The 22,618-nt window shown below is 62.4% G+C and carries 21 protein-coding genes and 2 pseudogenes; 18 read left to right on the top strand and 5 right to left on the bottom strand.

Going from position 1 to position 22,618, the window contains the following annotated elements:
- Nucleotides 1-29: 29 nt before the first annotated feature.
- From HTY61_RS08990 to HTY61_RS08980, 3 genes are all read left to right on the top strand, one after another.
- The gene (locus HTY61_RS08990) at nucleotides 30-806 is read left to right on the top strand and encodes a carbohydrate ABC transporter permease (protein WP_197945413.1); all 777 of its coding nucleotides are present in this window, start codon (nucleotides 30-32) and stop codon (nucleotides 804-806) included.
- Between the two features lie 21 nt (nucleotides 807-827).
- On the top strand, nucleotides 828-1,100 hold the full coding sequence (locus HTY61_RS08985; RefSeq protein WP_175276468.1) for a DUF2160 domain-containing protein: 273 nt from the start codon (nucleotides 828-830) through the stop codon (nucleotides 1,098-1,100).
- An 86-nt stretch (nucleotides 1,101-1,186) separates the two neighbouring features.
- Nucleotides 1,187-2,908 (top strand): ABC transporter substrate-binding protein, encoded by a 1,722-nt coding sequence (locus HTY61_RS08980; protein ID WP_175276467.1) that lies wholly within the window; start codon nucleotides 1,187-1,189, stop codon nucleotides 2,906-2,908.
- A 254-nt stretch (nucleotides 2,909-3,162) separates the two neighbouring features.
- On the opposite strand, the pseudogene HTY61_RS08975 reads toward HTY61_RS08980, so the two are convergent.
- A pseudogene (locus HTY61_RS08975) lies at nucleotides 3,163-3,580 on the bottom strand (integrase core domain-containing protein); the annotation flags it as partial.
- 1,383 nt (nucleotides 3,581-4,963) lie between these two features.
- On the opposite strand from HTY61_RS08975, the gene HTY61_RS08970 reads away from it, so the two are divergent.
- The 5 genes and pseudogenes from HTY61_RS08970 to HTY61_RS19695 form a co-directional block, all read left to right on the top strand.
- Nucleotides 4,964-6,346 carry an MmgE/PrpD family protein gene (locus tag HTY61_RS08970; RefSeq protein WP_175276466.1) on the top strand — a complete coding sequence of 461 codons (1,383 nt, stop codon included), beginning with the start codon at nucleotides 4,964-4,966 and terminating at the stop codon, nucleotides 6,344-6,346.
- A 151-nt stretch (nucleotides 6,347-6,497) separates the two neighbouring features.
- Nucleotides 6,498-7,493 (top strand): TRAP transporter substrate-binding protein, encoded by a 996-nt coding sequence (locus HTY61_RS08965; protein WP_175276465.1) that lies wholly within the window; start codon nucleotides 6,498-6,500, stop codon nucleotides 7,491-7,493.
- Nucleotides 7,494-7,498: 5 nt separating this feature from the next.
- Entirely contained in the window at nucleotides 7,499-7,981 is a 483-nt protein-coding gene (locus HTY61_RS08960; protein ID WP_175276464.1) for a TRAP transporter small permease, read from the top strand.
- A 4-nt stretch (nucleotides 7,982-7,985) separates the two neighbouring features.
- On the top strand, nucleotides 7,986-9,263 hold the full coding sequence (locus tag HTY61_RS08955) for a TRAP transporter large permease (protein ID WP_175276463.1): 1,278 nt from the start codon (nucleotides 7,986-7,988) through the stop codon (nucleotides 9,261-9,263).
- Nucleotides 9,264-9,300: 37 nt separating this feature from the next.
- Nucleotides 9,301-9,399: pseudogene (locus HTY61_RS19695) on the top strand (hypothetical protein); the annotation flags it as partial.
- Nucleotides 9,400-9,460: 61 nt separating this feature from the next.
- Here HTY61_RS19695 and HTY61_RS08950 read toward each other — a convergent pair.
- Complete coding sequence (locus tag HTY61_RS08950; protein ID WP_175276462.1) at nucleotides 9,461-10,516, bottom strand: LacI family DNA-binding transcriptional regulator; 1,056 nt, start codon at nucleotides 10,514-10,516, stop codon at nucleotides 9,461-9,463.
- A 405-nt stretch (nucleotides 10,517-10,921) separates the two neighbouring features.
- Entirely contained in the window at nucleotides 10,922-11,710 is a 789-nt protein-coding gene (locus tag HTY61_RS08945; RefSeq protein ID WP_175276461.1) for an alpha/beta fold hydrolase, read from the bottom strand.
- A 75-nt stretch (nucleotides 11,711-11,785) separates the two neighbouring features.
- Between HTY61_RS08945 and HTY61_RS08940 the strand changes: the two genes are divergently transcribed.
- Complete coding sequence (locus HTY61_RS08940) at nucleotides 11,786-12,151, top strand: MerR family transcriptional regulator (RefSeq protein ID WP_175276460.1); 366 nt, start codon at nucleotides 11,786-11,788, stop codon at nucleotides 12,149-12,151.
- A 45-nt stretch (nucleotides 12,152-12,196) separates the two neighbouring features.
- Here the strand turns inward: HTY61_RS08940 and HTY61_RS08935 are convergent, their stop codons facing one another.
- Nucleotides 12,197-13,366, bottom strand: a complete 1,170-nt coding sequence (locus tag HTY61_RS08935; RefSeq protein ID WP_175276459.1) for a cytochrome c3 family protein — start codon at nucleotides 13,364-13,366, stop codon at nucleotides 12,197-12,199.
- A 288-nt stretch (nucleotides 13,367-13,654) separates the two neighbouring features.
- Between HTY61_RS08935 and HTY61_RS08930 the strand changes: the two genes are divergently transcribed.
- The 8 genes from HTY61_RS08930 to HTY61_RS08895 all read left to right on the top strand — a co-directional run bounded on the left by HTY61_RS08930 (nucleotide 13,655) and on the right by HTY61_RS08895 (nucleotide 20,413).
- The gene (locus HTY61_RS08930; RefSeq protein ID WP_197945383.1) at nucleotides 13,655-14,773 is read left to right on the top strand and encodes a Na(+)-translocating NADH-quinone reductase subunit A; all 1,119 of its coding nucleotides are present in this window, start codon (nucleotides 13,655-13,657) and stop codon (nucleotides 14,771-14,773) included.
- Complete coding sequence (locus HTY61_RS08925; RefSeq protein WP_175276457.1) at nucleotides 14,770-15,546, top strand: RnfABCDGE type electron transport complex subunit D; 777 nt, start codon at nucleotides 14,770-14,772, stop codon at nucleotides 15,544-15,546. The genes HTY61_RS08930 and HTY61_RS08925 overlap by 4 nt, the downstream gene beginning before the upstream one ends.
- Nucleotides 15,539-16,339 (top strand): NADH:ubiquinone reductase (Na(+)-transporting) subunit C, encoded by an 801-nt coding sequence (gene nqrC, locus HTY61_RS08920; RefSeq protein ID WP_175276456.1) that lies wholly within the window; start codon nucleotides 15,539-15,541, stop codon nucleotides 16,337-16,339. The genes HTY61_RS08925 and nqrC overlap by 8 nt, the downstream gene beginning before the upstream one ends.
- 3 nt (nucleotides 16,340-16,342) lie before the next feature.
- Nucleotides 16,343-17,008: an NADH:ubiquinone reductase (Na(+)-transporting) subunit D gene (locus tag HTY61_RS08915; protein WP_175276455.1), complete on the top strand. Its 666-nt coding sequence runs from the start codon at nucleotides 16,343-16,345 to the stop codon at nucleotides 17,006-17,008.
- Nucleotides 17,005-17,616: an NADH:ubiquinone reductase (Na(+)-transporting) subunit E gene (gene nqrE, locus HTY61_RS08910; RefSeq protein ID WP_175276454.1), complete on the top strand. Its 612-nt coding sequence runs from the start codon at nucleotides 17,005-17,007 to the stop codon at nucleotides 17,614-17,616. Before HTY61_RS08915 ends, nqrE begins: the two co-directional genes overlap by 4 nt.
- Nucleotides 17,613-18,833: an NADH:ubiquinone reductase (Na(+)-transporting) subunit F gene (gene nqrF, locus HTY61_RS08905; protein WP_175276453.1), complete on the top strand. Its 1,221-nt coding sequence runs from the start codon at nucleotides 17,613-17,615 to the stop codon at nucleotides 18,831-18,833. Before nqrE ends, nqrF begins: the two co-directional genes overlap by 4 nt.
- Nucleotides 18,834-18,950: 117 nt before the next feature.
- On the top strand, nucleotides 18,951-19,826 hold the full coding sequence (locus HTY61_RS08900) for an FAD:protein FMN transferase (protein WP_246272979.1): 876 nt from the start codon (nucleotides 18,951-18,953) through the stop codon (nucleotides 19,824-19,826).
- Nucleotides 19,827-20,008: 182 nt separating this feature from the next.
- Nucleotides 20,009-20,413, top strand: coding sequence for a CBS domain-containing protein (locus HTY61_RS08895; protein WP_175276451.1), 405 nt, complete (start codon nucleotides 20,009-20,011; stop codon nucleotides 20,411-20,413).
- An 18-nt stretch (nucleotides 20,414-20,431) separates the two neighbouring features.
- Here HTY61_RS08895 and HTY61_RS08890 read toward each other — a convergent pair whose 3' ends face one another.
- Nucleotides 20,432-21,601, bottom strand: a complete 1,170-nt coding sequence (locus HTY61_RS08890; protein WP_175276450.1) for a cation:proton antiporter — start codon at nucleotides 21,599-21,601, stop codon at nucleotides 20,432-20,434.
- 574 nt (nucleotides 21,602-22,175) lie between these two features.
- On the opposite strand from HTY61_RS08890, the gene rnk reads away from it, so the two are divergent.
- Nucleotides 22,176-22,598 carry a nucleoside diphosphate kinase regulator gene (gene rnk, locus HTY61_RS08885; RefSeq protein ID WP_246272978.1) on the top strand — a complete coding sequence of 141 codons (423 nt, stop codon included), beginning with the start codon at nucleotides 22,176-22,178 and terminating at the stop codon, nucleotides 22,596-22,598.
- The last annotated feature ends 20 nt before the right edge of the window (nucleotides 22,599-22,618 follow it).

The following is a 22,618-nucleotide window of genomic DNA, read 5'->3' as shown; positions in this document are numbered from 1 at the left end:
TTCCACGGATCAACAGGGCCGCTGTCGTGATGACAGTCTATCTCGTGTTCCTGCTGCTGCCGATCTACTGGCTGCTCAACATGAGCCTGAAGGACAACCAGGAAATCCTGTCGACCTTCTCGCTGTGGCCGCGCGACCTGACCTTCGCCAATTACCTAACGATCCTGACGGATTCGTCCTGGTACATGGGCTACGTGAATTCGCTGATCTATGTCGTGATCAACACGCTGATCTCGATAACCGTGGCCCTGCCCGCCGCCTATGCCTTCTCGCGCTATTCCTTCATGGGCGACAAGCACCTGTTCTTCTGGCTGCTGACCAACCGGATGGCGCCGCCGGCGGTCTTCGCCCTGCCATTTTTCCAGCTCTATTCGTCGGTCGGCCTGTTCGACACGCATATCGCCGTGGCGCTTGCCCATTGCCTGTTCAACGTACCGCTGGCCGTCTGGATCCTCGAAGGCTTCATGCGCGGCGTGCCCAAGGAAATCGACGAAACAGCCTATATCGACGGCTATTCCTTCGGCCGCTTCTTCACCCGGATCTTCATGCCGCTGATCGCCTCGGGAATCGGCGTCACCGCCTTCTTCTGCTTCATGTTCTCATGGGTGGAACTGCTACTCAGTCGCACGCTGACCAGCGTCAACGCCAAGCCGATCGCGGCCACGATGACACGCACCGTTTCCGCGTCGGGGCTCGACTGGGGCGTGCTCGCCGCCGCTGGCGTACTGACCATCGTTCCCGGCGCGCTCGTGATCTATTTCGTCCGCAACTACATCGCCAAGGGCTTCGCGCTCGGGCGGGTATGAGCGGAAACAGGGAGTAACATCATGGACTGGATGGCCTGGACCGTACCGACTGCGATCTTCTTCGCCGTGATCGCGTCACTGCTGGCGGTCTTTTCGATACTGGCGATCCGTTATCCGGAATCGCCGCGCGTCGGGATCCTGCGCATCGAGACGACGCGCGGCGACCGCCTTTTCATCACATTGCTGGGCTCGGCCTTCATAAACCTTGCCTGGCTTGCCCTGGTCAGCCTTCCCCAGTGGGGAGCGTTGATCGTCTGCCTGCTTTATGCCGCCGCGGTTTTCCGCTGGGTATGAGCAGATGTGAAGCTTGCTGCCCGACGCACCTCGATCGTGCGCCGGGTCGCGAATTTCGAAACCGCTTCTAATATTGGGAGGACCATATGAAGCTCTACTTGAAAACGACAACCGCGCTTGCGCTGATGGCAGGCGTGATGGCCGGTCCCGCTTGGGCCGGCATGGATGAAGCCAGGGCATTTCTCGACAGCGAAATCGGCGAACTGTCCACGCTGTCGCGGGCGGACCAGGAAGCGGAAATGCAGTGGTTCATTGATGCCGCCAAGCCGTTCCAGGGCATGGAAATCAAGGTGGTGTCTGAAACCATCACAACCCATGAGTACGAATCCAAGGTGCTGGCCCCGGCATTTAGCGCCATCACCGGCATCAAGGTCACGCATGACCTGATCGGCGAAGGCGACGTGGTGGAAAAGCTGCAGACGCAGATGCAGTCGGGCGAGAACATCTATGACGCCTATATCAACGACTCTGACTTGATCGGCACCCACTGGCGGTACCAGCAGGCCCGCAACCTGACCGACTGGATGGAAGGCGAGGGCAAGGACGTCACCAACCCGGGCCTGGATATCGATGATTTCATCGGCATCAAGTTCACTACCGGACCCGACGGAAAGATCTACCAGCTGCCCGACCAGCAGTTCGCGAACCTCTACTGGTTCCGATACGACTGGTTCAACGATGAGAAGACAAAGGCCGACTTCAAGGAGAAATACGGCTACGAGCTTGGCGTGCCGGTCAACTGGTCTGCCTATGAGGACATTGCCGAGTTCTTCACCGGGCGTGACATGTCCTATATCGGCGGTCCGACCAAGGTTTATGGCAACATGGACTACGGTAAGAAGGACCCCTCGCTCGGCTGGCGCTACACCGACGCATGGATGTCGATGGCCGGAATGGGCGACAAGGGCGAGCCGAACGGCCTGCCGGTCGACGAGTGGGGCATTCGCGTCAACGAGAAGTCGCAACCGGTCGGCTCCTGCGTCGCCCGCGGTGGCGCCACCAACTCGCCGGCCGCCGTCTATGCGGTGACCAAGGCGATCGAATGGCTGCAGAAATACTCGCCGCCGGCAGCAGCCGGCATGACCTTCTCCGAGGCGGGCCCCGTCCCGGCGCAGGGCGAGATCGCCCAGCAAATGTTCTGGTACACGGCCTTCACTGCCGACATGGTAAAGGAAGGCCTGCCTGTGATGAATGACGACGGCACGCCGAAATGGCGCATGGCGCCGTCGCCGCATGGCGCATACTGGTCCGAGGGCACCAAGATCGGATATCAGGATGCCGGTTCCTGGACGTTGATGAAATCGACCCCTGTCGATCGCGCCAAGGCGGCCTGGCTCTATGCCCAGTTCGTCACCTCAAAGACCGTGGATGTGAAGAAGAGCCATGTCGGCCTGACCTTCATCCGCGAATCCACCATCCAGGACAAGAGCTTCACCGAGCGGGCCCCCAAGCTCGGCGGTCTGGTCGAGTTCTACCGTTCACCGGCCCGCGTCCAGTGGTCGCCGACGGGCACCAACGTGCCGGACTATCCGAAGTTGGCGCAGCTCTGGTGGCAGAACATCGGCGACGCCATGTCGGGTGCCAAGACACCGCAGGAAGCCCTCGACGCGCTTTGCGAGGCGCAGGAAAAGGTGCTCGAAAGGCTCGAGCGCGCCGGTGTGCAGGGCGATCTCGGTCCCAAGCTCAACGAGCCGAAGGATCCCGCCGAGTGGCTTGCCGCTCCGGGAGCTCCCAAGGCGAAGCTCGACAACGAAAAGCCGCAGGGCCAGACCGTCTCCTATGATGAGCTGATCAAGTCCTGGCAGTAGTATCAAATTTGCCGCCCGGGGCCGTTTGCGCTCCGGACGGCCTTTTGGAGCATCCCGGTTTTCCGGGTGCCTCCGGCAATGAATTACGTGCAGACCATCAATCCCGGAACCGCGTTCGTCTGCCCCACTCTTTTCGACGCAAGCTTGAAGCCTGTCGCCGGCGGCAGGAGGAATTCCTCATTGTCGTTGATATTCAGGTAGGGGCGAGCATAGTCTCGCCGATCATCGTGCGACCATTGACCTGCAGTGAAACTTCATCCAGCCGCGATTTGAGTCTGGTTGATGTTTACGCCGATCGGCGCAAGTTGAGCAATCGCCCGACGCGCGAAGCTCTCGCATCATGCGCAGCGGGGCGGGCGATTGCGGTGTCAGGGTGCGCGCGTAGTCGACCGGCGTCTGAAAGTCCAAAGCCGAATGCGGGCGTTCGGTGTTGTAGGCGGCAGCCCAAGCCGTGATCATGACGCGCGCGTGAGCCAGATTGCGAAACATGGTCTCATTGAGCAGCTCGTCGCGCATCAGGCCGTTGAAACTCTCGACGAAGCCGTTCTGCATGAGCTTGCCTGGCGCGATCTGATGCCATCCGACCTTATGCTCGGATGACTATCGCAGGATGGCGTTGGAGGTCAGTTCCGTGCCGTTGTCGCTGACAATCATGCCGGGCTTTCCGCGGCGTACCGCCTCCGGTCCAAAGGCAAGTCCGGCCGGACAGACGGCGGATTAATTTCGTCTCATTGCAGCCCCTTTGTAGGGATCAAATATGAGACAGAAACGCGGGACTCCGTGATGACGGAGAGTGCAAAAGCAAATGGCGGACAGCAAGGGACTCTCCCCCATACCTGGCCAATTCCCGCATTCCCGGCGATAACTGGGCCGACACCGCCGGATGAACAATACACGGTCGTGTACACCAACCGATACACGGATCTCGAGGATCTATCTGAAATTGCTTGGGAAAGTACAGTTGAAGGCAGCGCGAAAAGTTTTCGCCGCGTTCCAAGGTCGGACATTGAGCACACCGTCCACGTTCCGGAAAATGCCGTTAGGGCCAGCAAACGACCTTCGTTTGGGTAATCGTTTGCCCATACGACTGAACCGCGTTGCGGGTGGCTCGTATCACCTACCCTACATCGCACAGCTTTGCAGCGCCGCAACCTGTCGCCCGGTATCAGGATCTGCATCCGCGAGCAGCATCGCGGCCGCTTCGCCCGAAAGCGCGAACTCTCGGTCAGCTGCCGCCGACGCTCGCAAAGCGGCAGCGACGAATGTCTGAGCGCGGGGAACCGCCGGATTGGCTCGAGAACTGACCGCCCTGATCATACCTCCAAGCGCCGTGCCTTGGCTGCCCTCCTCGATTGGATTGCGAGATGTGGTTTGCGGTTCGGGCGCATTCGAAACCACTTCTCGGAAGACCTGCACACCGCGAACGCGGACAGCGGGGCCGACAGGCGAATCGCGTCGCACGAGCGTCCGCGAAATCGGGCCCGCCTGCGGCGGCGACGCATTGGATACCACCTCGCGGAAGCGCTCTTGCCTCGTTGCAACCGTATGCGTCGCTTCGGTTGCCTGCGTCCATGCGGGCAAGGTGCCAGCGCCGGCGACGGCAGCCCGGACCGGCCGCGCTATGGCCTCCGGAGACGGCATGGCGGTCGGCATTTGCGTCGGCCGCGACCGGTAGATCTTGCCGGCAAGGGGACGGGCCGCATGAACGATGGCAAGGCGGATTCTCCCGCATAAGTGCGGAGCCGCCTGCTGACCCGGGAACCCTGATGGGCCGCGCCTTCCATGGCAATCGACGCGCTGTTGTTCCGATGCCATGGCGGCGGACAAATTTCCACGAGAGCCGCTTCTTCCGGAAAGATTGGAAATTTTGTTGCGAAATATTCATTGACATGTCGGGCATATACGGCTTGCATACGAATGCAAACAATAAATCGTACCCGAGCTTCCGGCGGTCGTTCCGCCAGCGAGTTTCGGTCGGACCACCTTGGGCGCCGGCCTGTTCGGGCGTGCCCTTTGGAATAGGATGGACGCCAGTTGAGCACCCAGGAAAACCCATTGCCATGGCTCGTTGACCGGGTGCTCTCAACCCGGTTCGACGATTTCTCGGAACGGACGATAGAAAAGGGCAAGACCTTCCTTCTCGATACGCTCGGCGTCGGCGTTGCCGGCTGCAACGGATACCGAATCGAGCGGATCATAAAGGTGGCTTCGAGCTGGGGCAGCGGTGACGATGCCACGGTCTGGGTCAGCGGTGAACGGTTGCCGGCAACCGCCGCGGCCTTCGTGAATGCCTACCAGATCCACAGCCTGGAATTCGACTGCTTGAGCGAAGAGGCCGTTCTTCATCCTTTCGCCACCATACTTTCCTCGCTCATGGCCTATTGCGAGCGCAGCGCTAGGCGGGGCGCTCCGGTCCACGGCAGGGATTTCCTGGCCGCGCTCATAATGGGCATCGACGTCTCCGTGTTCCTGGGCAAGTCGGCGACGGGGCCGACGCAGTTCTTCCGTCCGGCGACGGCGGGCGGGATGGGCGCGGCGGCAGCCCTTGCGAGGATCGCGGGTTTCGACTCCGATACAGCGATCCGGACGCTGGGCAACCAGTACGGGCAGAGTTCGGGAACGCTGCAGCCCCATGTCGAGGGATCGCCGCTGCTGGGCATGCAGGTTGGCTTCAATGCCCGCGCTGCGATCGCGTCATGTGATTTCGCGGCGGAGGGAATCCTCGGCCCTGCCGACGTGCTGACCGGTCGCTACGGTTTCTTCAAGCTTTACGAAGGCGTGGGGGTCGATATCGCTCATGGCCTTCGTGAACTCGAAGAGGCGTTCCAGATCGAACGCATGTCGCACAAGCCGTTCCCCTCGGGCCGACTGACCCATGGCGTTATCGACGGTCTCATGCGGCTGCAGCGGGAGGCCGGTTTCTCGGCCGATGACGTCGAGGATGTCACCTGCGACGCTCCCGGCTTGGTCAACCGTCTGGTCGGGCGGCCTGACGTCCCGGAGCCGACGCCGAATTATGCCAAGCTGTGCCTGCCCTTCGTGGCGGCAACCTATCTCGTCCACGGCAAGGTAGATGTCGAAGAGTTCCTGGGCGACCGGCTGACCGATCCGCGGACACACGCGCTGGCGGCCCGTATTACCTTGCGGCAGGACGGCAACCCCAGCAACAGCGCAATGGCGCCGCAGACGATACGGGTGCGTCTGAAATCCGGTGCGGAACATGCGGTCACGGTAGACTCCGTCTACGGCCACTACAACAATCCGCTGACCCGCGAGGAGAACCTCGACAAGTTCCGCCGGTGCTGGGGCAGGGCGGCCGGTCTCTCCGCGGAGGTCGGTGAATCCGTCATCGCTGCCGTCGACCGGATCGAGACCCTCGACGACATTGCGGCGCTCGTTCCCCTGCTCGTCGCTTCACGCGGGGGGGCGGGCGGTTGAACGAAACGACCCTGACAATTCTGGCAAGCGCAACCGGCTTGCCGAGCAGACGGATAACCCCGTTGGTGCCGTCAACCTCCGACGACTCCGGCTTTCAAAGGCACCAAGCGCCGACCCCGATCAATTCGTACCCAAACAGGAGATCAAGATCATGACCAAGCTGAAATTTTCCGCAATCGCGCTGGCGGCCGTCCTGTCGGCCTCGACCGGCAGCGCCGTTCAGGCCGCCGACCTCAGGCTTGCCTCGGGCTTTGGCGACCCGCATTCCAGTTCGCGCGCCCTCAGTTCAGTCTTTGCCGACTATGTCGAATCCCATACCGACCACTCAGTCAGCGTATTTCCCAACAGCGAACTCGGGCAGGCGACCGAGATGATCAACCAGGCGCAGAGCGGGATCAACTTCGGTGTCTTCGTGTCGTCCGCCTATTTCAATGCCCAGGTGCCGGAACTGGGCGTCACCAACCTGCCCTTCGTGTTTAACAGCAGGGATCAGGCCTTCGCGGTTCTCGACGGCCCCTTCGGCGACGGGCTCAAAGCCGAGTTCGAAGAGAATGGGCTCGAGGTGCTCGGCTTCATGGAACTTGGGTTCCGCAACCTGACCAATTCGGTCCGGCCCATCAAGAAGCCCGAGGATCTTGCCGGGCTGAAAATCCGTCTGCAGAAAAACCCCGTGCACGTGGCGACCTTCGAGCAGCTCGGCGCCAGCACCGTCAACATCGATTGGAGCGAGACATTCGCCGCCTTGCGTCAGGGCGTCATGGACGGCCAGGAGAACCCCTATTCGGTCATCAATACTTTCCAGCTCTACGAGGCGAACCAGAAGTACCTGACCGACAGCGGGCATTTCTACGACATCCTTGTCTTCGCCGTGTCGAAAAAGATGATGGACGGATTTTCGCCCGACGATCAGCAGGCGATCCGGGAAGCCGGGCGCCTTGCGACGCTGGAACAACGCAAGCTGGCGGCCGAAGAGGACCAGAAGAACCTTGATGCCCTCAAGGCCAGCGGCATGGAAGTGACCGAACTGACGGACGAACAGCGCGAAGCGTTCCGCGTCGCGACGCAGCCCGTCTATGAGCAGATCGGCGAAACGCTTGGCCATGACACGGTCAGCGCCTTCGTCGAGGCCGTGCAGGCGGTGAAGTAGCCGGCATGGTCGCGACGCTGGCATTCATCGACAGGGTATTTCAGGCCCTCATTACGATCTGCGTCTGCCTGATCGTGGTGTCAGTCACCGCGGATGTCGTAGCCCGGTACGGGCTGCGGCACTCCCTGATGTTCGTGAATGAACTCAGCCGCTTGGGCTTTGTCTGGGTCACCTTCCTCGTCATGTCCCTTGCCATCGGCCGTGGAATGCATGTCGCGATCACGAGCCTCGAGGCAAAGCTCGGCCCCACGGCCAGGCGCATGGTCTATCGCGGCGGCCTGATCGTGGTCGGCGTCCTCATGGGCACGCTTTTGGTCAGTGCCGTGATCTGCATCCGGGAGCGCGCGAACGAGTCGATGCTGAGCCTTCCCTTGGCGGTCTCGTGGTTTTTCGTGCCGGTGGCCATGGGCGCCGCTCATTCCCTGCTGCATCTCGTGGTGGGTTTCATCCATGGCGAGCGTAAGGAACGCACCGTCGAATTCGAGTGATCAAATGAGTCTCATCGTCGCCGTCATCTTCTTCCTTGCATGCATCCTGGGGATCCCGCTGGCCTTCGCCTTCGGGACCGCAGGCCTGACGGGCTTCTACCTGGCGCAGCTCCCGATAGAGGTGCTGGCCTCGAAAATGATGTTCGCCATCAATTCCTTCCCGCTCCTCGCCATTCCCTTTTTTATGCTGGCCGGCGAGTTGATGGTGAAGGGCGGAGTCGTCAACCTGGCCATCCGTGCCGCGAACACGCTGGTCGGACGGGTTCACGGCGGCGTGGGGCATGTCACCATCGCCTCGGGACTGGGCCTTGCCTCCGTTTCCGGCACAGCGGTTGCGGATGCGGCCGCTCTGGGGTCCGCGCTCATGAAGCCCTTGTCGCAGACCTACAGCCGGCCATTCGGCGCGGCGCTGATTGCGGCATGCGGGAATCTCGGACCTATCCTGCCGCCGAGCACGGCAATGATTGTCTATGCATCCATCGCCGGTCCCGGCATCTCGATCCCCGAGCTTTTTCTCGGAGGTGTCCTGCCTGCCGTCATCATCGCCCTGTCCATGGCGCTGTACGTGGCGCTGACATCCTGGCGTCGCGGCTATCCGCTTTCCGGAGATCCTGTCCGCTGGTCGGCGATCCGGCGCGAATGCACCCGGGCGCTGCCGGTTCTGCTGGTTCCGATCGTGGTGATCGGAGGCATCATCGGCGGAGTCTTCACGGCAACCGAGGGTGGTGCCATTGCGGTCGTCATGGCCGCGGCCATCGGGCTCTTCTATACGCGCGAACTGAAAATCTCGGACTTTCCCTCGGCTATGCTGAATGCAGGCATGACGACGGGGGTGGTGACGATCATCATCGCAGCGGCATCTACGGTAACCTTCATTTTCTCCATCGATCAGATGCCCAACAAGCTGAGCGAGCTGATCCAGTCGCTGACCGAAGACCCGCAGACATTCCTTCTTCTGGTCTTCGGCATGCTCGTTGTCGTCGGCATGTTCATGGAGTCGACGGCCGCCTACGTCATGCTGGTGCCGATCTTCGCGCCGATCGCCGCCGTATACGGCGTCGACCAGTTGCACTTTGCGCTGGTTTTCATCCTGACGTTGATCGTCGGAATGCTGACACCGCCGGTTGGAACGCTTCTCTTTGTCGCCTGCGGAATATCGGGTCTGCGTGTCGGCGACATAGTCGGCGAGGTCATGCCCTTTACGTTGATCCAGCTGACAGTGGCGATCCTCGTTATCTTCTTCCCGCAAGTCTTCCTCTGGCTGCCGCAGTTCGCGAACTGACGCAGCCGATCAAGTCCGTCATGAAACGAGGCGTCCCATGACCGCTATCGACCGCAATTCCCTTGAGTTTGAAGCCGAATTCCCGATCATTACGCAGGGTGGCCTGAGGGTCGACGGCGACGCGCGCGTCCTGCGCGACTCCGGCCGGCCGCTGCCCAACCTCTTCGCCTGCGGCGGGAGCAGGCGGGCGAGGTGTTTCAGACCTCGGCCGGCGGATCTCCGGGAACGGTGCTGCGCCAGACGACGCGCCCGCGGATTGGCAGGTCGTGCGGCAGGTCCGTCGACTGGGCGGGGCCGTCGAGGCTCAGGTGGTCGATCGTTGCGCGGACCATCCGGTTTATCGGCTGTCGCACCGTGGTCAGCTGGTAGGGCAGGCGGGCCCCCTCGGGGATGTCGTCGAAGCCGGCGACCATGATGTCCTCGGGGATGCTCAGGCCGAACTGGTGCCTCAGCGTGTCCATGGCCCCCATGGCCATCGTGTCGTTGATGCCGAACAGTGCGTCCGGCAAGCCTTCCGGATCCGCCATCATCCGTTGAACCGCATCGGATGCGCCCTCGTAGGTGGAGTCGCCCTCGTAGCTCCGGATCGATGCGCGGGACACCCCGCTTTCGATCAGACGTTCGACGAAGCCCGCGACCCGATCCTTGCTGGTGGTCCCCTTCGGGTCGCCTGTGATCATGGCGAAGCTCTTCGCTCCGGCCCGGAGAAACGCCTCGGCGATCTGGCGACCGCCCCAGGCGTTGTCGCAGCGCACGCCGAATGTGCCCGACTGGGGGATGTAGCGGTTGAACAGCACCAGCGGGATCCCCCGGTTCTGGCACATGCCGACCATCTGCGTAGACATCTGGGCCGAGGTCAGGATGACGCCGTCGACCTGGTAGCGCAGCAGCCGCATGATGGCGTCGTCCGTCTCCTGTTCGTCGTTCAGGGTGAAGACGAGGAGCTGACGATCGCGTGCCTGGACCTCACGGCCGAAGGCCTCGAGCACGTGGGTGTAGAACGGATTGTGCAGGTCGCCCAGGATCAGTGCCACGATGTTCGACCTGTGCGTGATCAGGCTGCTGGCGATGGAGTTGGGGACGTAGTTCAGCTTGCGGGCGGCATCCAGAACCTTGTCGCGTGTAGTCGGCGAGATGCTGGCGCCGGGCGTGAACGCACGCGAAACGGCCGACTGCGATACCCCGGCAAGCGCTGCCACGTCGAGGGACGTCGTCCGGATGGTTCCTGCAGGCAACTTGTACTTCTTCGGCATGCACTCCTCTCCTCGCACCATCATGACGTTTGCTTCAACGTCCGGTATTCCCGTCTGCCCGCGGTTTTGTCGGGCGGACTCTGTCTCGCCTGCCCGGCGCTGCAGGTTGCAGTTCCCGGTAGAGCATCTGCTTGGTGCTGGCCCCTGCGAACTGGCGAGATTTAACTTCGTTCAAGCACGGCAGTATAGGCGACTTACCGCCGCGCCGAACAACAGAACGGCGATTTAACGGTTCCACATCTGAACATTGTCGTCGCGGTCGTTCCGCCTGACGGCAAAGAAATCCCGGTTTGAGTCATTCTGTTCTCGCAATACGAAAATCCCCCGGACGCGCAAGTGCAATTCGGAATTGTACGGCGACAACCGGTAGCGGTGAATGTCCCGGCCGATCCACCGGGTTCACTCTCACTTGTCCGCGAGGAAGTCCCGCACCAGCCCGGCGAGGAGATCGGGCCGTTCCATCGGCGCGAGATGCCCGGTCGGAAGCTCCCGGTATTCGGCGCCGGGGATCCTCGCGGCCATCGCCCTGGGGTGGGAGACCGGGACCATTCGGTCGTGCAAGCAGCCGATCACGAGGCTGCGCGCGCTAATGCGCGGCAGCGCGTCGCTGACGTCGACCGTAAGGTCCAGTTCGACCTGGCGCGCCATGCCGTCCCACTTCGCATTGTCATGGGTCTCCCGCACGGCATGTGCCACGCCTTCGGTTCCCCATGCCGCGACAGTGTCGGGACTGAAACCGGTCAGCAGCACCAGCCGCGCCATGGCCTCGCGATCGCGGGCGATCAGCTCGCGCCACAGTTCGAATTCAAGCCTCAGATAGGCGTCGGGCGCGGCGAAGCCGGCCAGCAGGATGAGGGAGCGGACGCGGTCGGCATGGTCGGCTGCGATCCTGGCCGCGACGGCGGCGCCCAGCGAGAAGCCCATCAGGTGGAACCGCTCGGCACCCGCCGCATCGGCCGCCGCGAGAACCTGTCCGGCGAGAAATTCCGCCGTCAGCGGTCCTCCCTCATCCGTGGTGCTTCCCGAGCCCGAATAGTCGGGCCGGATGATCGTGTAGTCGGTGCGCAGCAGCTCGGCCAGCGCCGCCCAGTTTGCCTCGCCGTCGCCGCCGGTGCCGTGCACCAGCACGAGCGCCGGTCCTGTTCCGTCCTTTCGATAAGCGATCCGCGCGTCCTGGTATCCGGTGAAATACATGTCGCATCTCCAGTCTTTTCCTCGGATGCCCGGCAGGTTACAGTTTGACAGCGCTGTTAGGGTCAAGGAGGCGGCATGCAGATAGGAACCTTGTCGAAACGCACCGGCGTCAGCGTGCGCATGCTGCGCTACTACGAGCAGGAGGGGCTGCTTGCGCCGCGGAGGCGCCCCTCGGGCTATCGGGATTACGACAAGGAGGACGAGGATGTGGTCCGACGCATCCGCTTGCTGAGCGAGGCGGGGTTGAAGCTGGATTTCATCCGTCGCTTCCTGCCCTGCGTCCGTGGCGATGCGCCGGAATTCGAGCCGTGCAGCGATCTTCTTGCCGCGATGCGGCGGGAGATCGACGCCCTCGACGAGCGCATTGAATCTCTCCGGGAAAGCCGGAGAGTCCTCGACGGCTATCTGGCGTCCATGACGGTGAATGGCGACGGCGGATAGGCCCTCGGCAGCACCGGCAGCGGGCGCGGCGGTTCCGTGCCCGGCCTACCTCGAAAGTCCCAGTTGCGCGAAGTCCGTGCCGGTTGCGCTGGCGAGATCCTCAATGGAATCGTAGGTGAGTTCCAGCGCGTAGTACGGATTGTGAACGTGGATGCCGGGGTCGGACTGCACCACCTTCCAGTTGTAGACCGCCTTCAGCAGGCGCGGGGTCCAGCTGTTGTACGCGACCGGCTGCCCGTCCTTCTGGTCGATGACTCCGTCGCCATTGGCGTCGGCGAAGAAATAGGGGTAGCGCGCTCCGTCGTGGATCATCGGCGTGCCGGCGACTTCGGCCGCATAGCGCAGGAGTTCCGCCTCGAGGAGGTCCGCATTGGCCTGGATATCCGCCTTGATGCCCTTCGTGATGTCGCCGCTGCCGTCATAACTTGTGCGTGCAATCCGTATGTCTTCCGGATCGCCGGACTGGTGGCAGGTCAGGCATGTGGCCTCCGCGACTTCCAGGCTGTGCGGGTCGTGGCAGGAAACGCAGGTCGCGACCGGCTTGGCGTGCAGGAAACGTCCCGAATAGGTCTTTCCGGGATAGTGATAGCCGACGCCGCCATAGCCGCCGAGGGCCGTAACCGCGGCGATCTTGTAGTGCGGATTGACGAACTGCAGCTCGGGATTTGGCTTGTCCTCGGCCATGTCGGCGACGGCCTTTTCGACCGTTGCGCCCGCGGCCCGTCCCTGGTGGCAGGTCATGCAGGCCGCTTCGCTGCTGCTGACCGGGTGGGAAATGCCTGAGGGAAGGGCGATCTCGGTGATTTCCCCGAGCCGGGGATTGTGACACGTGTCGCAATCGACAACGCCGCCGGTCGGGAACGGGTGATCCGCAATACCCTTTTCGCTGCCGTCGAGTCCGTGGAAGCTGCGGAAGCCGGCGCCGGAGTGGCAGGTCGCGCAGATCGCGGGAATTTCGCCTTCGCCGTCCCAGTGCGAGAATGCCTCTGCCGACGCGTCCGAGTGGCCGGACCGTGACCATTCCGCGATCATTTCCGCATTCGGTATCTTGATCTGTTCGGGTGCGAACGGACCAGTGTCCGGAAAGACGAAAGCCGGCGTTTCGGCAACGGGCGCAGGTTCTTCGGCCGATTGGGCCAGCGTTCCCGAAGGGGACCATCCGGCGGCAATGGCGGTCAAGGCCGCAATGCCGAGTAGCGCGCGAATTGGCCGCATTCTCACGTTCCTCGCAAGCTTGATGATTACCCTGTAGATTGCTAGCGTCGAAGCTATAGCAGAGGGTCGCAATGCACAAGGCTACGTCCGGGAGTTGACGAGTGTTCGAAGTGCGCAACGGAGGTTCCTAGGGTGCTGCGACCGTTACCCACCGGTTTGACGATCCCTGTCGCGGAGGCTGCCGTTCCGGCCGATGCGATTCCGATTCAAGTCACTGAAGAAGCGGGAATTTTCGCCGCCTGGAAGGATGATTTTCGCGTCGAACCCCTGGTTCGGGAGGGGGATCGCGTGGCTCAGGGCGAGCCGGTCCTCAGGTCTCGTCGTGAGCCGGAAATCGTCGTCGTGGCGCCCATGCCGGCGAGGGTCGCGACAATTGGTCTCGGGGCGGGCCATCGTCTGTCCGAGGTCGTGTTCTTCCATGAACCCGATGCGGGACGTCACGAACATGATGTCGATTCCGCGCGGTCGCTCGAGGATCGCGCAGCCCTGCGCGATGCGCTCCTCGGATCGGGGCTTTGGCGCGATTTCCGGTCGCGTCCCTTCGGGCGCGTTCCGGCACCCCGCGAAGCGCCGTCGGCGATTGTCGTCATGGCGCTCGACACGCGGCCGGGTGCGCCCGATCCCCGGCTTGCGCTTGCCGGCCGCCAGGCGGAATTCGAGCACGGGCTGCGCGCCCTCACGCTTCTCACGGATGGTCCCGTTCTGCTGTGTCAGGATCACGGGCCGGAACTGTTCTACGACCGCGGCGTCGGCGGCCGGATACGCCTAGTGAAGTCGCATGACGAGCATCCCTGGGGTCTGGCCGGTTTCCAGGTCCACCGGCATCACCCGGCGGAGGCGGGCCGGCCGGTTTGGGATATCCACGCGGAGGACGTGGCCGGCATCGGCGCCTTCCTGCTGACCGGCCTCGTGCCTGAAACGCGCCTGGTTTCCGTTACCGGGACCGCGCTGAGAGAGCCTCGGCTGGTGCGATGCCAGGCGGGTGCCGATCTGCGCGCACTGAGCTATCGGCAGGTTCGTCCGGGCCGGCACTCGGTACTTGCCGGCTCCGTGCTGGACGGACAGGAGGCCCGGTGGCTTGGCGCGCGTGATCGCCAGGCGACCGTGATCAGCGGTGAGATGCCGTCGCGGGACCATCACTGGTTTCTGTCGGCCCTCCGTCGGGCTTCGCGGCCTCTGCCCCTCATTCCGACGGCGGCAGTCGATCACGCCATGGGCGGCGAGATTCCCGCTGTCGCCTTCCTGAAAGCCGTCGCGGTAGGCGACACCGAAACCGCGATCCGGCTCGGTGCGTTGTCCCTTCTGGGCGAGGATCTCGCCCTTGCGGACTATGTCACCTGTGCGGAACCGCGCTTCTCGGAGTTGTTGGCGCGCATGCTCGACAGGATAGCGGAGGAGGGGACATGATTCGTGGCCTTTGGGACCGGGAGACGGTCGCGCTCATGATCCTGGCCGCGGTGCTGCCGATGGCGGTGACGTGGCTCTTGGCCGACGGTCTTCCTGCGGTTGCGTGGCTGTTGTTTTTCCTCGTTTTCGCGGGGTTTTGGCACGTGATCTTCATGTTGTCCCGTGCGCAGCCCCCGTCTTTCGCCGGTGCCCTTACCGCCCTTGCGGTCGCCATGCTTGCGCCGTCGGAACTTGGCATCGGCCAGTTGCTGCTCGGCATCAGTTTCGGTGTCGTTATGGCAGAGCTGGTATTTGGCGGCTGGGGACGAAATGTCCTCAATGCGGCGACATTGACCCTTTCCTTTCTGGGCTTCGGCTTTCCGGCGGCGCCATGGCCGGATCTCGCGGTGCAGATCGGCTGGGCGGCGGTCGCTTCCGGCGCGATAGGCTGGCTGGCGGGTGTCTATTCCGGACGGGTTCTTGCCGGTGCGCTTGCTGTCGCCGGGGTGGCGCATGTCTCCGGCGTCGATCTGACGGAGGTCGCGACGGCCTTTCTGGTCGTCCTGGTCCTGCTGGTCTGTGATCCCGTGACCAGTGCTGCAACCCGGTCGGGGCGCTGGCTCTACGGCGCCCTGTATGGCGGTCTCGTCGTGTTGTTCGCGCAGTACTGGGAGGGCGCTGCCGCGGTCCAGCTGTCCGTCGCGGCCGCGCTTCTCGCATCGCTGGCGGCTCCGCTTCTGGATGAAATCGCGATTGCCGTATGGCTTGCCCGAAGGAGAAGACGTTTTGGCTGACCTGAATCCGATTTCGGCATGGAAACGTTTCCTGGCGCTGCCCAACGAGAGCCGCACCAAGACGATCGGCATGGCATTCATCGTCGCGGTGGTCTGCGCCGTCCTGGTCAACGGTGCGACCGTGATCCTTCGGCCGATACAGCAGCAGAACCGGGCCGCGGAGCAGCAGATGCGTCTGGAAGCGCTGATTTCGGCGATCCCGGGCATGCGGGAACTGATCGACGAGGCCGGCGGCGATGCCTTGACCACCGTGGTGATCGATCTCGACGCGGGGCAGGCTGCCAGGGACGTGACACCGGAAACGCTGGAAGCGGCGTTGCAGGATCCGGGGAACTGGACGACGCTGTCTCCCGCGCAGGATATCGCGGGACTGGGAGCCCGTCCCGACTATGCGCAGGTCTACATATTGCGCGATGGCGAAGAGGTGTCGCTCGCCATCCTGCCGATCGCCGGCGCAGGCTACAACGGCACGATCCGGGCGATGCTGGCGCTGCATGGCGACATGAACACGATCGCCGGGCTTTCGGTCATCGAGCAATCGGAGACACCCGGTCTGGGCGCGCGGATCGAGGAGCCGGCATGGCAACTCGGCTTCGCGGGCAAGCGTGTCATGGACGATAGCGGCACGGTGCGTTTCTCGGTGGCGCGCGGGCCGGCAAGCAGCGAGTACGAGGTCGACGGCATTACCGGTGCGACGCGCACCAGCAACGCCATGACCGGGATCGTGCGGTTCTGGCTGGGACCTGACGGCTACGGTCCCTTCATCCAGGCTGTCCGGAAAGGGGAGTTCTGACCGATGGCGATCCCGGGCGGATTCTGGAGTACGCTTTCGTCGCCCCTGGTGCGGCAGAATCCGGTGACGCTGCAGATTCTCGGCATCTGCTCCGCGCTGGCGGTGACGACCTCGCTCGACACCGCCCTGACAATGGCGGCGTCGCTGACTGTCGTGTTGGTCATGTCGGCGGGCGTGGTCAGCGTCATCCGGCGGCATATACCCTCGACGATTCGGCTGATCGTGCAGATCATCATTGTCGCGTCGCTGGTCATCGTCATCGACCAGTTTCTGCAGGCCTATTTCTACGACATCAGCAAGCGCCTGTCGGTCTTCGTCAGCCTGATTACGACGAACTGCCTGGTACTCGGCCGGACGGAGTCCTTCGCCCGTTCCAATCCGCCCTTGCCCTCGATGATCGACGCGTTGGGCAACGGGCTCGGTTACTCGCTCGTGCTGGTCGTGATCGGCGCGGTGCGGGAACTGTTCGGCATGGGAAGCCTGTTCGGCTATCCGGTGTTGCCGACCGTCGATCAGGGCGGGTGGTTCACGCCGCTCAACCTGATGCTGCTTGCGCCCAGCGCGTTCTTCCTTCTCGGCGGTTTGGTCTGGGCCATCCGCTCGCTGCGGCCGGAACAGGTGGAGGCGCCGGAATTCGAGGCGCCTGCGGTGTCGGAGGAACGGGCATGAACGATCTGTTCGCCCTGTTCCTGCGGGCGGCCTTTGCCGAGAACATGCCGCTGACCCTGTTCCTCGGCCTGTGCACCTTCCTTGCCCTGTCGCGGCGGCCGGGCACGGCTGTCGGGCTCGGCATTGCCGTCACGGCGGTGCTTGCCATCACGGTTCCGCTCAACCGGATCATATACGTGGCGGTCCTTGCGCCGGGCGCTTGGGCATGGGCCGGGATGCCGGATCTCGACCTGTCCTATCTTTCGCTGATCGCCTTCATCGGCGTGATCGCGGCCACGGTGCAGCTTACCGAGATGGTGCTGGACCGCTTCTTTCCCGCCATCTACGCCGCCTTCGGGGTGTTCCTGCCGCTTCTGACCGTGCAGTGCGCCATTCTCGGCGGCAGCCTGTTCATGGTCGAGCGGGACTACGGCCTCGCCGAGTCCGTTGCCTTCGGTCTCGGCAGCGGCGCCGGCTTTGCGGTGGCGGTGATCATGCTGAGCGGGATCAGGGCGCGCCTGGCCTATGCCGACCTGCCCGACGGGCTGCGCGGTCTCGGCATGACCTTCGTCCTGGCGGGGATGATGTCGCTCGGATTTTCGGCATTCGCGCAGATGGTGGCCTCATGATCGAGATCGTTCTCGGCAGCCTTGTCATTGTTGTGCTTGTTGTGGTGCTGACCGCCGGCCTCCTCACCACCCACCGAAAGCTGGGACCGCAGGGCGCTGTTATTGTTAAGGTCAATGACAGCAAGACCATCGAGGCCAGTCGCGGGAGCCGGCTTCTTGGCATTCTGCATGGTGCAGGTGTCGGAATACCGGCTGCGTGCGGCGGAAATGGCACATGTGGCCTGTGCCGTGTTACTGTCACAGGCGAGGGAGCCGGTGAGCCGCAGGCGACCGAACGTGGCATACTGTCTGCGGCAGAACGAAAGTCCAATATCCGGCTGGCCTGTCAGGTAAGTGTACGCGGGCCGGTCTCTGTTTATGTTCCGGAAGAGATCCTTGCGGCGGAGAGCTTCGCCTGCACTGTGCTCTCGAACCGCATGCTCGCGCCACTGATCAGGGAATTGGTGCTCGAAGTACCTGAGGGTCGAATGATCGACTTTCGGGCCGGAAGCTTCATGCAGCTCACTGCTCCACCTTATGAACTCGATTTCTCCGAGATTGAGGTTCCGGCGGAATTCGAGGAAGCTTGGAATATCGCCGGCTGGCACATGCTCCGATCGAAATCGCTGAAGTCGGTTACACGAGCCTATTCGATCGCAAACCGTCCGGAGGATGCCGGGCGGCTGGTATTCAATATTCGTCTCGCGGCACCGCCGGCGGGTCGCGAGACGGATATTCCACCCGGCGTCGTATCTTCCTACCTGTTTTCGCTGAAACAGGGCGACAGTATCGATGTTTCTGGTCCGTTCGGGGAATTTCATGTCCAGCCGACCAATCGTGAGATGATCTTTATCGGAGGGGGGGTTGGAATGGCCCCCCTGCGTGCCATGGTGCACGAACAGATAGGCTCCGGCACGAAACGAAAAATGTCGTATTTCTACGGGGCCAGGTCGGCTGCTGACCTGTTTTACAGGGAAGAGTTCGATGCGATCGCTCGGGAGCATGACAATTTCACCTGGACGCCGGCACTCTCGGATCCAGCGCCGGGCGACCGCTGGACGGGGGCGACCGGCTTCATCCATGAGACGGTCCGCGATGCATTGCGCAACCATCCGGCCCCCGAGGAATGCGAATACTATCTCTGCGGTCCGCCGGTCATGATTTCCGCGGTACTGGCGACACTGGAGAAGCTGGGCGTAGAGCGGAACTCTATATTCAACGACGATTTTGGAGCCTGAACCATGTGCGCAGCCGGAATTCGGATCAATCGACGCGGTTTCCTTGCCCTTGGCGCGGGTACCGTCACGACCTGCATGCTGCCCGCAGTTGTCGGAGCGGCGCCGGCGGTTCATGCGATGGCTGGACGGGCGTTTGGTACCAGGTGGAGCATAACGCTGCCGCGCTCCTCGGACCTCGAGCGATTGCGCGAGCCGATTGGCAACCTCCTCGACCGGATCGATCGACGGATGTCTCCGTGGCGGGAGGAAAGCGAAATATCGCGGTTCAACCGGTCGGCATCCGGCCCGCACCCGGTGGCAGCCGAGACGGCCTTCGTTGCATCGGCGGCAGTGGCCTTGTCGGCCGCGACCCGCGGCGCATTCGATCCGACGGTCGGGCCACTCGTTGCGCGGTGGGGCTTCGGGCCGATCAGCGGCAACGAGGTGCCGGAATGGGGCGGCGTTGCAGTCCAGGGAGACACGATATCCAAGCAGCGTGATGATCTGACACTCGATCTTTGCGGGATAGCCAAGGGCTACGCGCTGGACCGGATCGTTTCATTGCTGCTTGATGCCGGAGAGAGGAATTTCCTGGTAGATCTGGGCGGCGAACTGGCCGCCAGGGGCAGGCATCCCTCCGGTCGACCGTGGAGAGCCGGCGTGGAGGATCCGCGGGCCGGTCAGGCTGGCATCCATGCGGTTCTCAACCTGACGGACAGGGCGGTCGCCACTTCCGGCAGTCGCGCAAACGGCTACGCCCTCGGGGGCAGGCGCTACAGTCACATTATAGATCCGCATACCCGTGAACCGGTGGAAGGCGGCCTCGCATCCGTCTCGGTGATCGACGAGGATGCAATGACCGCCGACGGATGGGCGACCGCGTTGATGGCGGCCGGTGGGCGCCGGGGGCCGGCGGTCGCTCGAGAAAACGGCATTTCGGCGCTGTTTCTCACGCGCAACGGAAACGAGCTGGACCGGATCCTGACCGGCTCCTTCCGCGATTACCTGGTATGAGGTGAGGTTGGTGGAGACGCTGTTCGCCATTGCTGTTGTCGTGCTTGCTGCGGGTGGCCTGGCCGTTGGCCTTGTGCTGACGGGAAGGCCTCCGGATACATCCTGCGGCGGTCTTGCCTGCATAACCGGCGCACGTTGTGACGGTTGCCCAAAGCGAATGCAGGACGACAAGGAGGCGGTGGATGGCTGATCGCCGTATCGATGCAGTAATGCAGACGGAATTTCTCCGCCTTCGCCGGGAAACGCCCATACGGGAAGCGGTCGCCAAGATGGTGGAGGCACAAGCCCACGCCGCACCGGTTGTCGACGACACCGGTGCCTTGATCGGCATCCTGTCCCAGAAGGATTGTTTCCGGCCGGCCGTCCATGCCAGCTACTACCAGCAGTGGCAGGGAACTGCCGGCGAATACATGAATTCGAATGTTGTGACGCTTGAGGCAGAAACCGACATAGTCTCGGCCGCCGAGGCATTCCTCGAAAAGCCGTATCGGGTGTTTCCCGTGCTTCGCGGTGGCCGTTTGGTGGGCATGCTTGAGAGAACTCAGCTGCTGGCTGTTTTTCTGCAGCTTTCGAACGACCGTCAATAGATCCGAGCCATGCAACGTCTATTGACGGTCCCTTGTCATGGATATCGCGATTTGAGTGCAGATCGGACCGATCACTTCGAACACGATGGTGCTGGCAATTGCGATCGCCAGGATGGTGGAGCCGAATTCGGGAAACCGTTCTTCGGCCACGAGCGCCATGCCGATCGCGACGCCCGCCTGTGGCATTAGTGCCGTACCCATGAGCAAGCTCTCGCGAGCCGGCAAACCGGCGAGTCTGCCGCCAATCGAGCCGCCGGCCAGTCTGGCCAATATCCGCATTGCGACATATGCCAGCCCGATCCATCCGATCTGATCGAGCAGCCCGACCTCGAGTGAAGCCCCCGCCATGACGAAGAACACCAGGATGAACGGCCATTCGATACGCTCGATTTCATGGAAGGGCTGGTCGTGATGCCTGGCAAGATTGACGATTGCCGCGCCGCAAACCATGCCCGTGAGGAGAAACGAGACTTCCAGATAAAGTGCGGTGCCCGCACACAGCAGAACTATTCCGACTGCCTCGACAAGGGTGGGCTCGCCCGGTTTCAGTCGACCGGTGAGATATGCTGATGGTACTCCGATTACAGCACCGAGTATTATTGCGCCTCCGACTTCCCAGAATCCGTGCATTAGGCTTTCCACGGCGCCGTTGCCCGTCAATGTGCCTGCAATCGTTATCACGATGCTGAACGCGATCAGGCCCCACGCATCATCAACCGCGACAATGCCGAGAATGTTGGAAACAAACCGTCCTTTTGCCCCGGATGCTCGGACCACGTCATGTGTCGCTGCCGGATCTGTGGCCGCGGAAATGCCGCCGAGTACTGCGGCCAAGGCAATGGGAACGCCCAGCAGGACCAAGCCTCCCCATACGACCGCGACTGAAACTGCGGCAAGAGTAACCGAGATCACGAGTATTTCAGCGCCGTATACTGATAGCGTCTTCCGGTTCAGCGTGCCGCCGAGAAGAAATGCCACCATTGTAAGAGCGGCATCTGCATATACGTGATCGGCGCTCGCCAGCGGGCCTGGCAGGATGTCGAGGACAGGCGGTCCAAGAACCGCGCCCAGCAAGATCAGCAGGGTGACCCTTGGTACGTGGACGATACGGCCCAACTTGTCGAGGGCGAGACCGAGGAGAAACAGAATCGCGAGCGCGACAAGCAGGCTGCTTTCCGAGTTTTCCATGATCACTCCAAAACCGGTTGCTAGCGCCGACCTTCACGTGGCCGTGGACACCGAATCTGTATCTCCACTTTAGCAATCATACGATGGGACACCATCGAACGCGGCTGCAAAATGTGTTCGGGTTGAAAAGTACCACTTGGGAGCCGCCGACGACCGGGTTCGTGAAGTGAACCGAGTTGCCTGGATTGTCGATTTGAATTGGCCCGAACCGGCGGCTGAAACAACTTTCTGACAGGGCCGGCCGACGAAAGTTGCCGGACAGTTCGGCTGGGCCGCGGCGCTGTTCGGTCTCTTTTCTTGAACTGTCCCGGGATCCTCCATCTTGCTTGACATCGCTGCCGGTATTTCCCAATCTTTCGCCATGTTTCGTTCGAATTGCCTTGCCGAGTTCATGAACAGGGTGTGCCCAATCGCGGGCATCTGACCCTTGGCCGGCTGCGTCGCGTACCGGTCGAGGGTATGCGGATAAGGCTGGACCATCGATGACAGTCTGCATTTCGCCGAGCGACGACTTTCCAACAAAACAGAATTTCTCAGCACATCGAAAGTGACTGTTAGTTGCAAGGGGTCCGAAGTGATCACCGTCGACGCGAATATTAGCAAGCCGGAAATCAGGATTGCACAGTCGGAGTATGAACGGCTGGTCGGTCTCGCGAATGCAGTATCCGACAGGGAACCAGAGCTGTCCGACTTCCTGCTTTCCGAATTGGAGCGAGCAGAGGTCGTGCCGGACACGCAGCTCGGAGATGACACCATACGCATGGGAGCCGGGGTGCGTTATGTCACGGAAACGGGCGCGGTCCGGGACGTTGTCCTCGTCTATCCAGGCGAAGCGGATATCTCGGCGGGAAAGATTTCCATTCTGACGCCTATCGGAGCGGCCCTGATTGGTCTTTCCAGCGGGCAGTCGATCGACTGGCAGGCGAGAGACGGCCGGAACCATCGCCTGACGGTGAAATCCGTTCATTTTTCCGGGGTGGACAGTCAGGTCCGATGAAGCCGCCGCCCCGCCTCGCA

This window comes from Oricola thermophila (genome assembly GCF_013358405.1).
Lineage (GTDB): Bacteria > Pseudomonadota > Alphaproteobacteria > Rhizobiales > Rhizobiaceae > Oricola > Oricola thermophila.
The sequence above is the reverse complement of the archived record's forward strand: the minus strand, read 5'-3'. Positions and strand labels throughout refer to the sequence as shown.

What these genes read in the sequence shown, in the direction of transcription:
- nqrE (WP_175276454.1), top strand. Translation starts at nt 17,005, where the DNA reads ATGAACGATCTGTTCGCCCTGTTCCTGCGGGCGGCCTTTGCCGAGAAC.
- HTY61_RS08990 (WP_197945413.1), top strand. Translation starts at nt 30, where the DNA reads ATGACAGTCTATCTCGTGTTCCTGCTGCTGCCGATCTACTGGCTGCTC.
- HTY61_RS08900 (WP_246272979.1), top strand. Translation starts at nt 18,951, where the DNA reads ATGGCTGGACGGGCGTTTGGTACCAGGTGGAGCATAACGCTGCCGCGC.
- HTY61_RS08985 (WP_175276468.1), top strand. Translation starts at nt 828, where the DNA reads ATGGACTGGATGGCCTGGACCGTACCGACTGCGATCTTCTTCGCCGTG.
- HTY61_RS08960 (WP_175276464.1), top strand. Translation starts at nt 7,499, where the DNA reads ATGGTCGCGACGCTGGCATTCATCGACAGGGTATTTCAGGCCCTCATT.
- HTY61_RS08940 (WP_175276460.1), top strand. Translation starts at nt 11,786, where the DNA reads ATGCAGATAGGAACCTTGTCGAAACGCACCGGCGTCAGCGTGCGCATG.
- HTY61_RS08980 (WP_175276467.1), top strand. Translation starts at nt 1,187, where the DNA reads ATGAAGCTCTACTTGAAAACGACAACCGCGCTTGCGCTGATGGCAGGC.
- HTY61_RS08915 (WP_175276455.1), top strand. Translation starts at nt 16,343, where the DNA reads ATGGCGATCCCGGGCGGATTCTGGAGTACGCTTTCGTCGCCCCTGGTG.
- HTY61_RS08965 (WP_175276465.1), top strand. Translation starts at nt 6,498, where the DNA reads ATGACCAAGCTGAAATTTTCCGCAATCGCGCTGGCGGCCGTCCTGTCG.
- HTY61_RS08890 (WP_175276450.1), bottom strand. Translation starts at nt 21,601, where the DNA reads ATGGAAAACTCGGAAAGCAGCCTGCTTGTCGCGCTCGCGATTCTGTTT.
- HTY61_RS08945 (WP_175276461.1), bottom strand. Translation starts at nt 11,710, where the DNA reads ATGTATTTCACCGGATACCAGGACGCGCGGATCGCTTATCGAAAGGAC.
- HTY61_RS08935 (WP_175276459.1), bottom strand. Translation starts at nt 13,366, where the DNA reads ATGCGGCCAATTCGCGCGCTACTCGGCATTGCGGCCTTGACCGCCATT.
- HTY61_RS08895 (WP_175276451.1), top strand. Translation starts at nt 20,009, where the DNA reads ATGGCTGATCGCCGTATCGATGCAGTAATGCAGACGGAATTTCTCCGC.
- nqrF (WP_175276453.1), top strand. Translation starts at nt 17,613, where the DNA reads ATGATCGAGATCGTTCTCGGCAGCCTTGTCATTGTTGTGCTTGTTGTG.
- HTY61_RS08950 (WP_175276462.1), bottom strand. Translation starts at nt 10,516, where the DNA reads ATGCCGAAGAAGTACAAGTTGCCTGCAGGAACCATCCGGACGACGTCC.
- HTY61_RS08955 (WP_175276463.1), top strand. Translation starts at nt 7,986, where the DNA reads ATGAGTCTCATCGTCGCCGTCATCTTCTTCCTTGCATGCATCCTGGGG.
- HTY61_RS08925 (WP_175276457.1), top strand. Translation starts at nt 14,770, where the DNA reads ATGATTCGTGGCCTTTGGGACCGGGAGACGGTCGCGCTCATGATCCTG.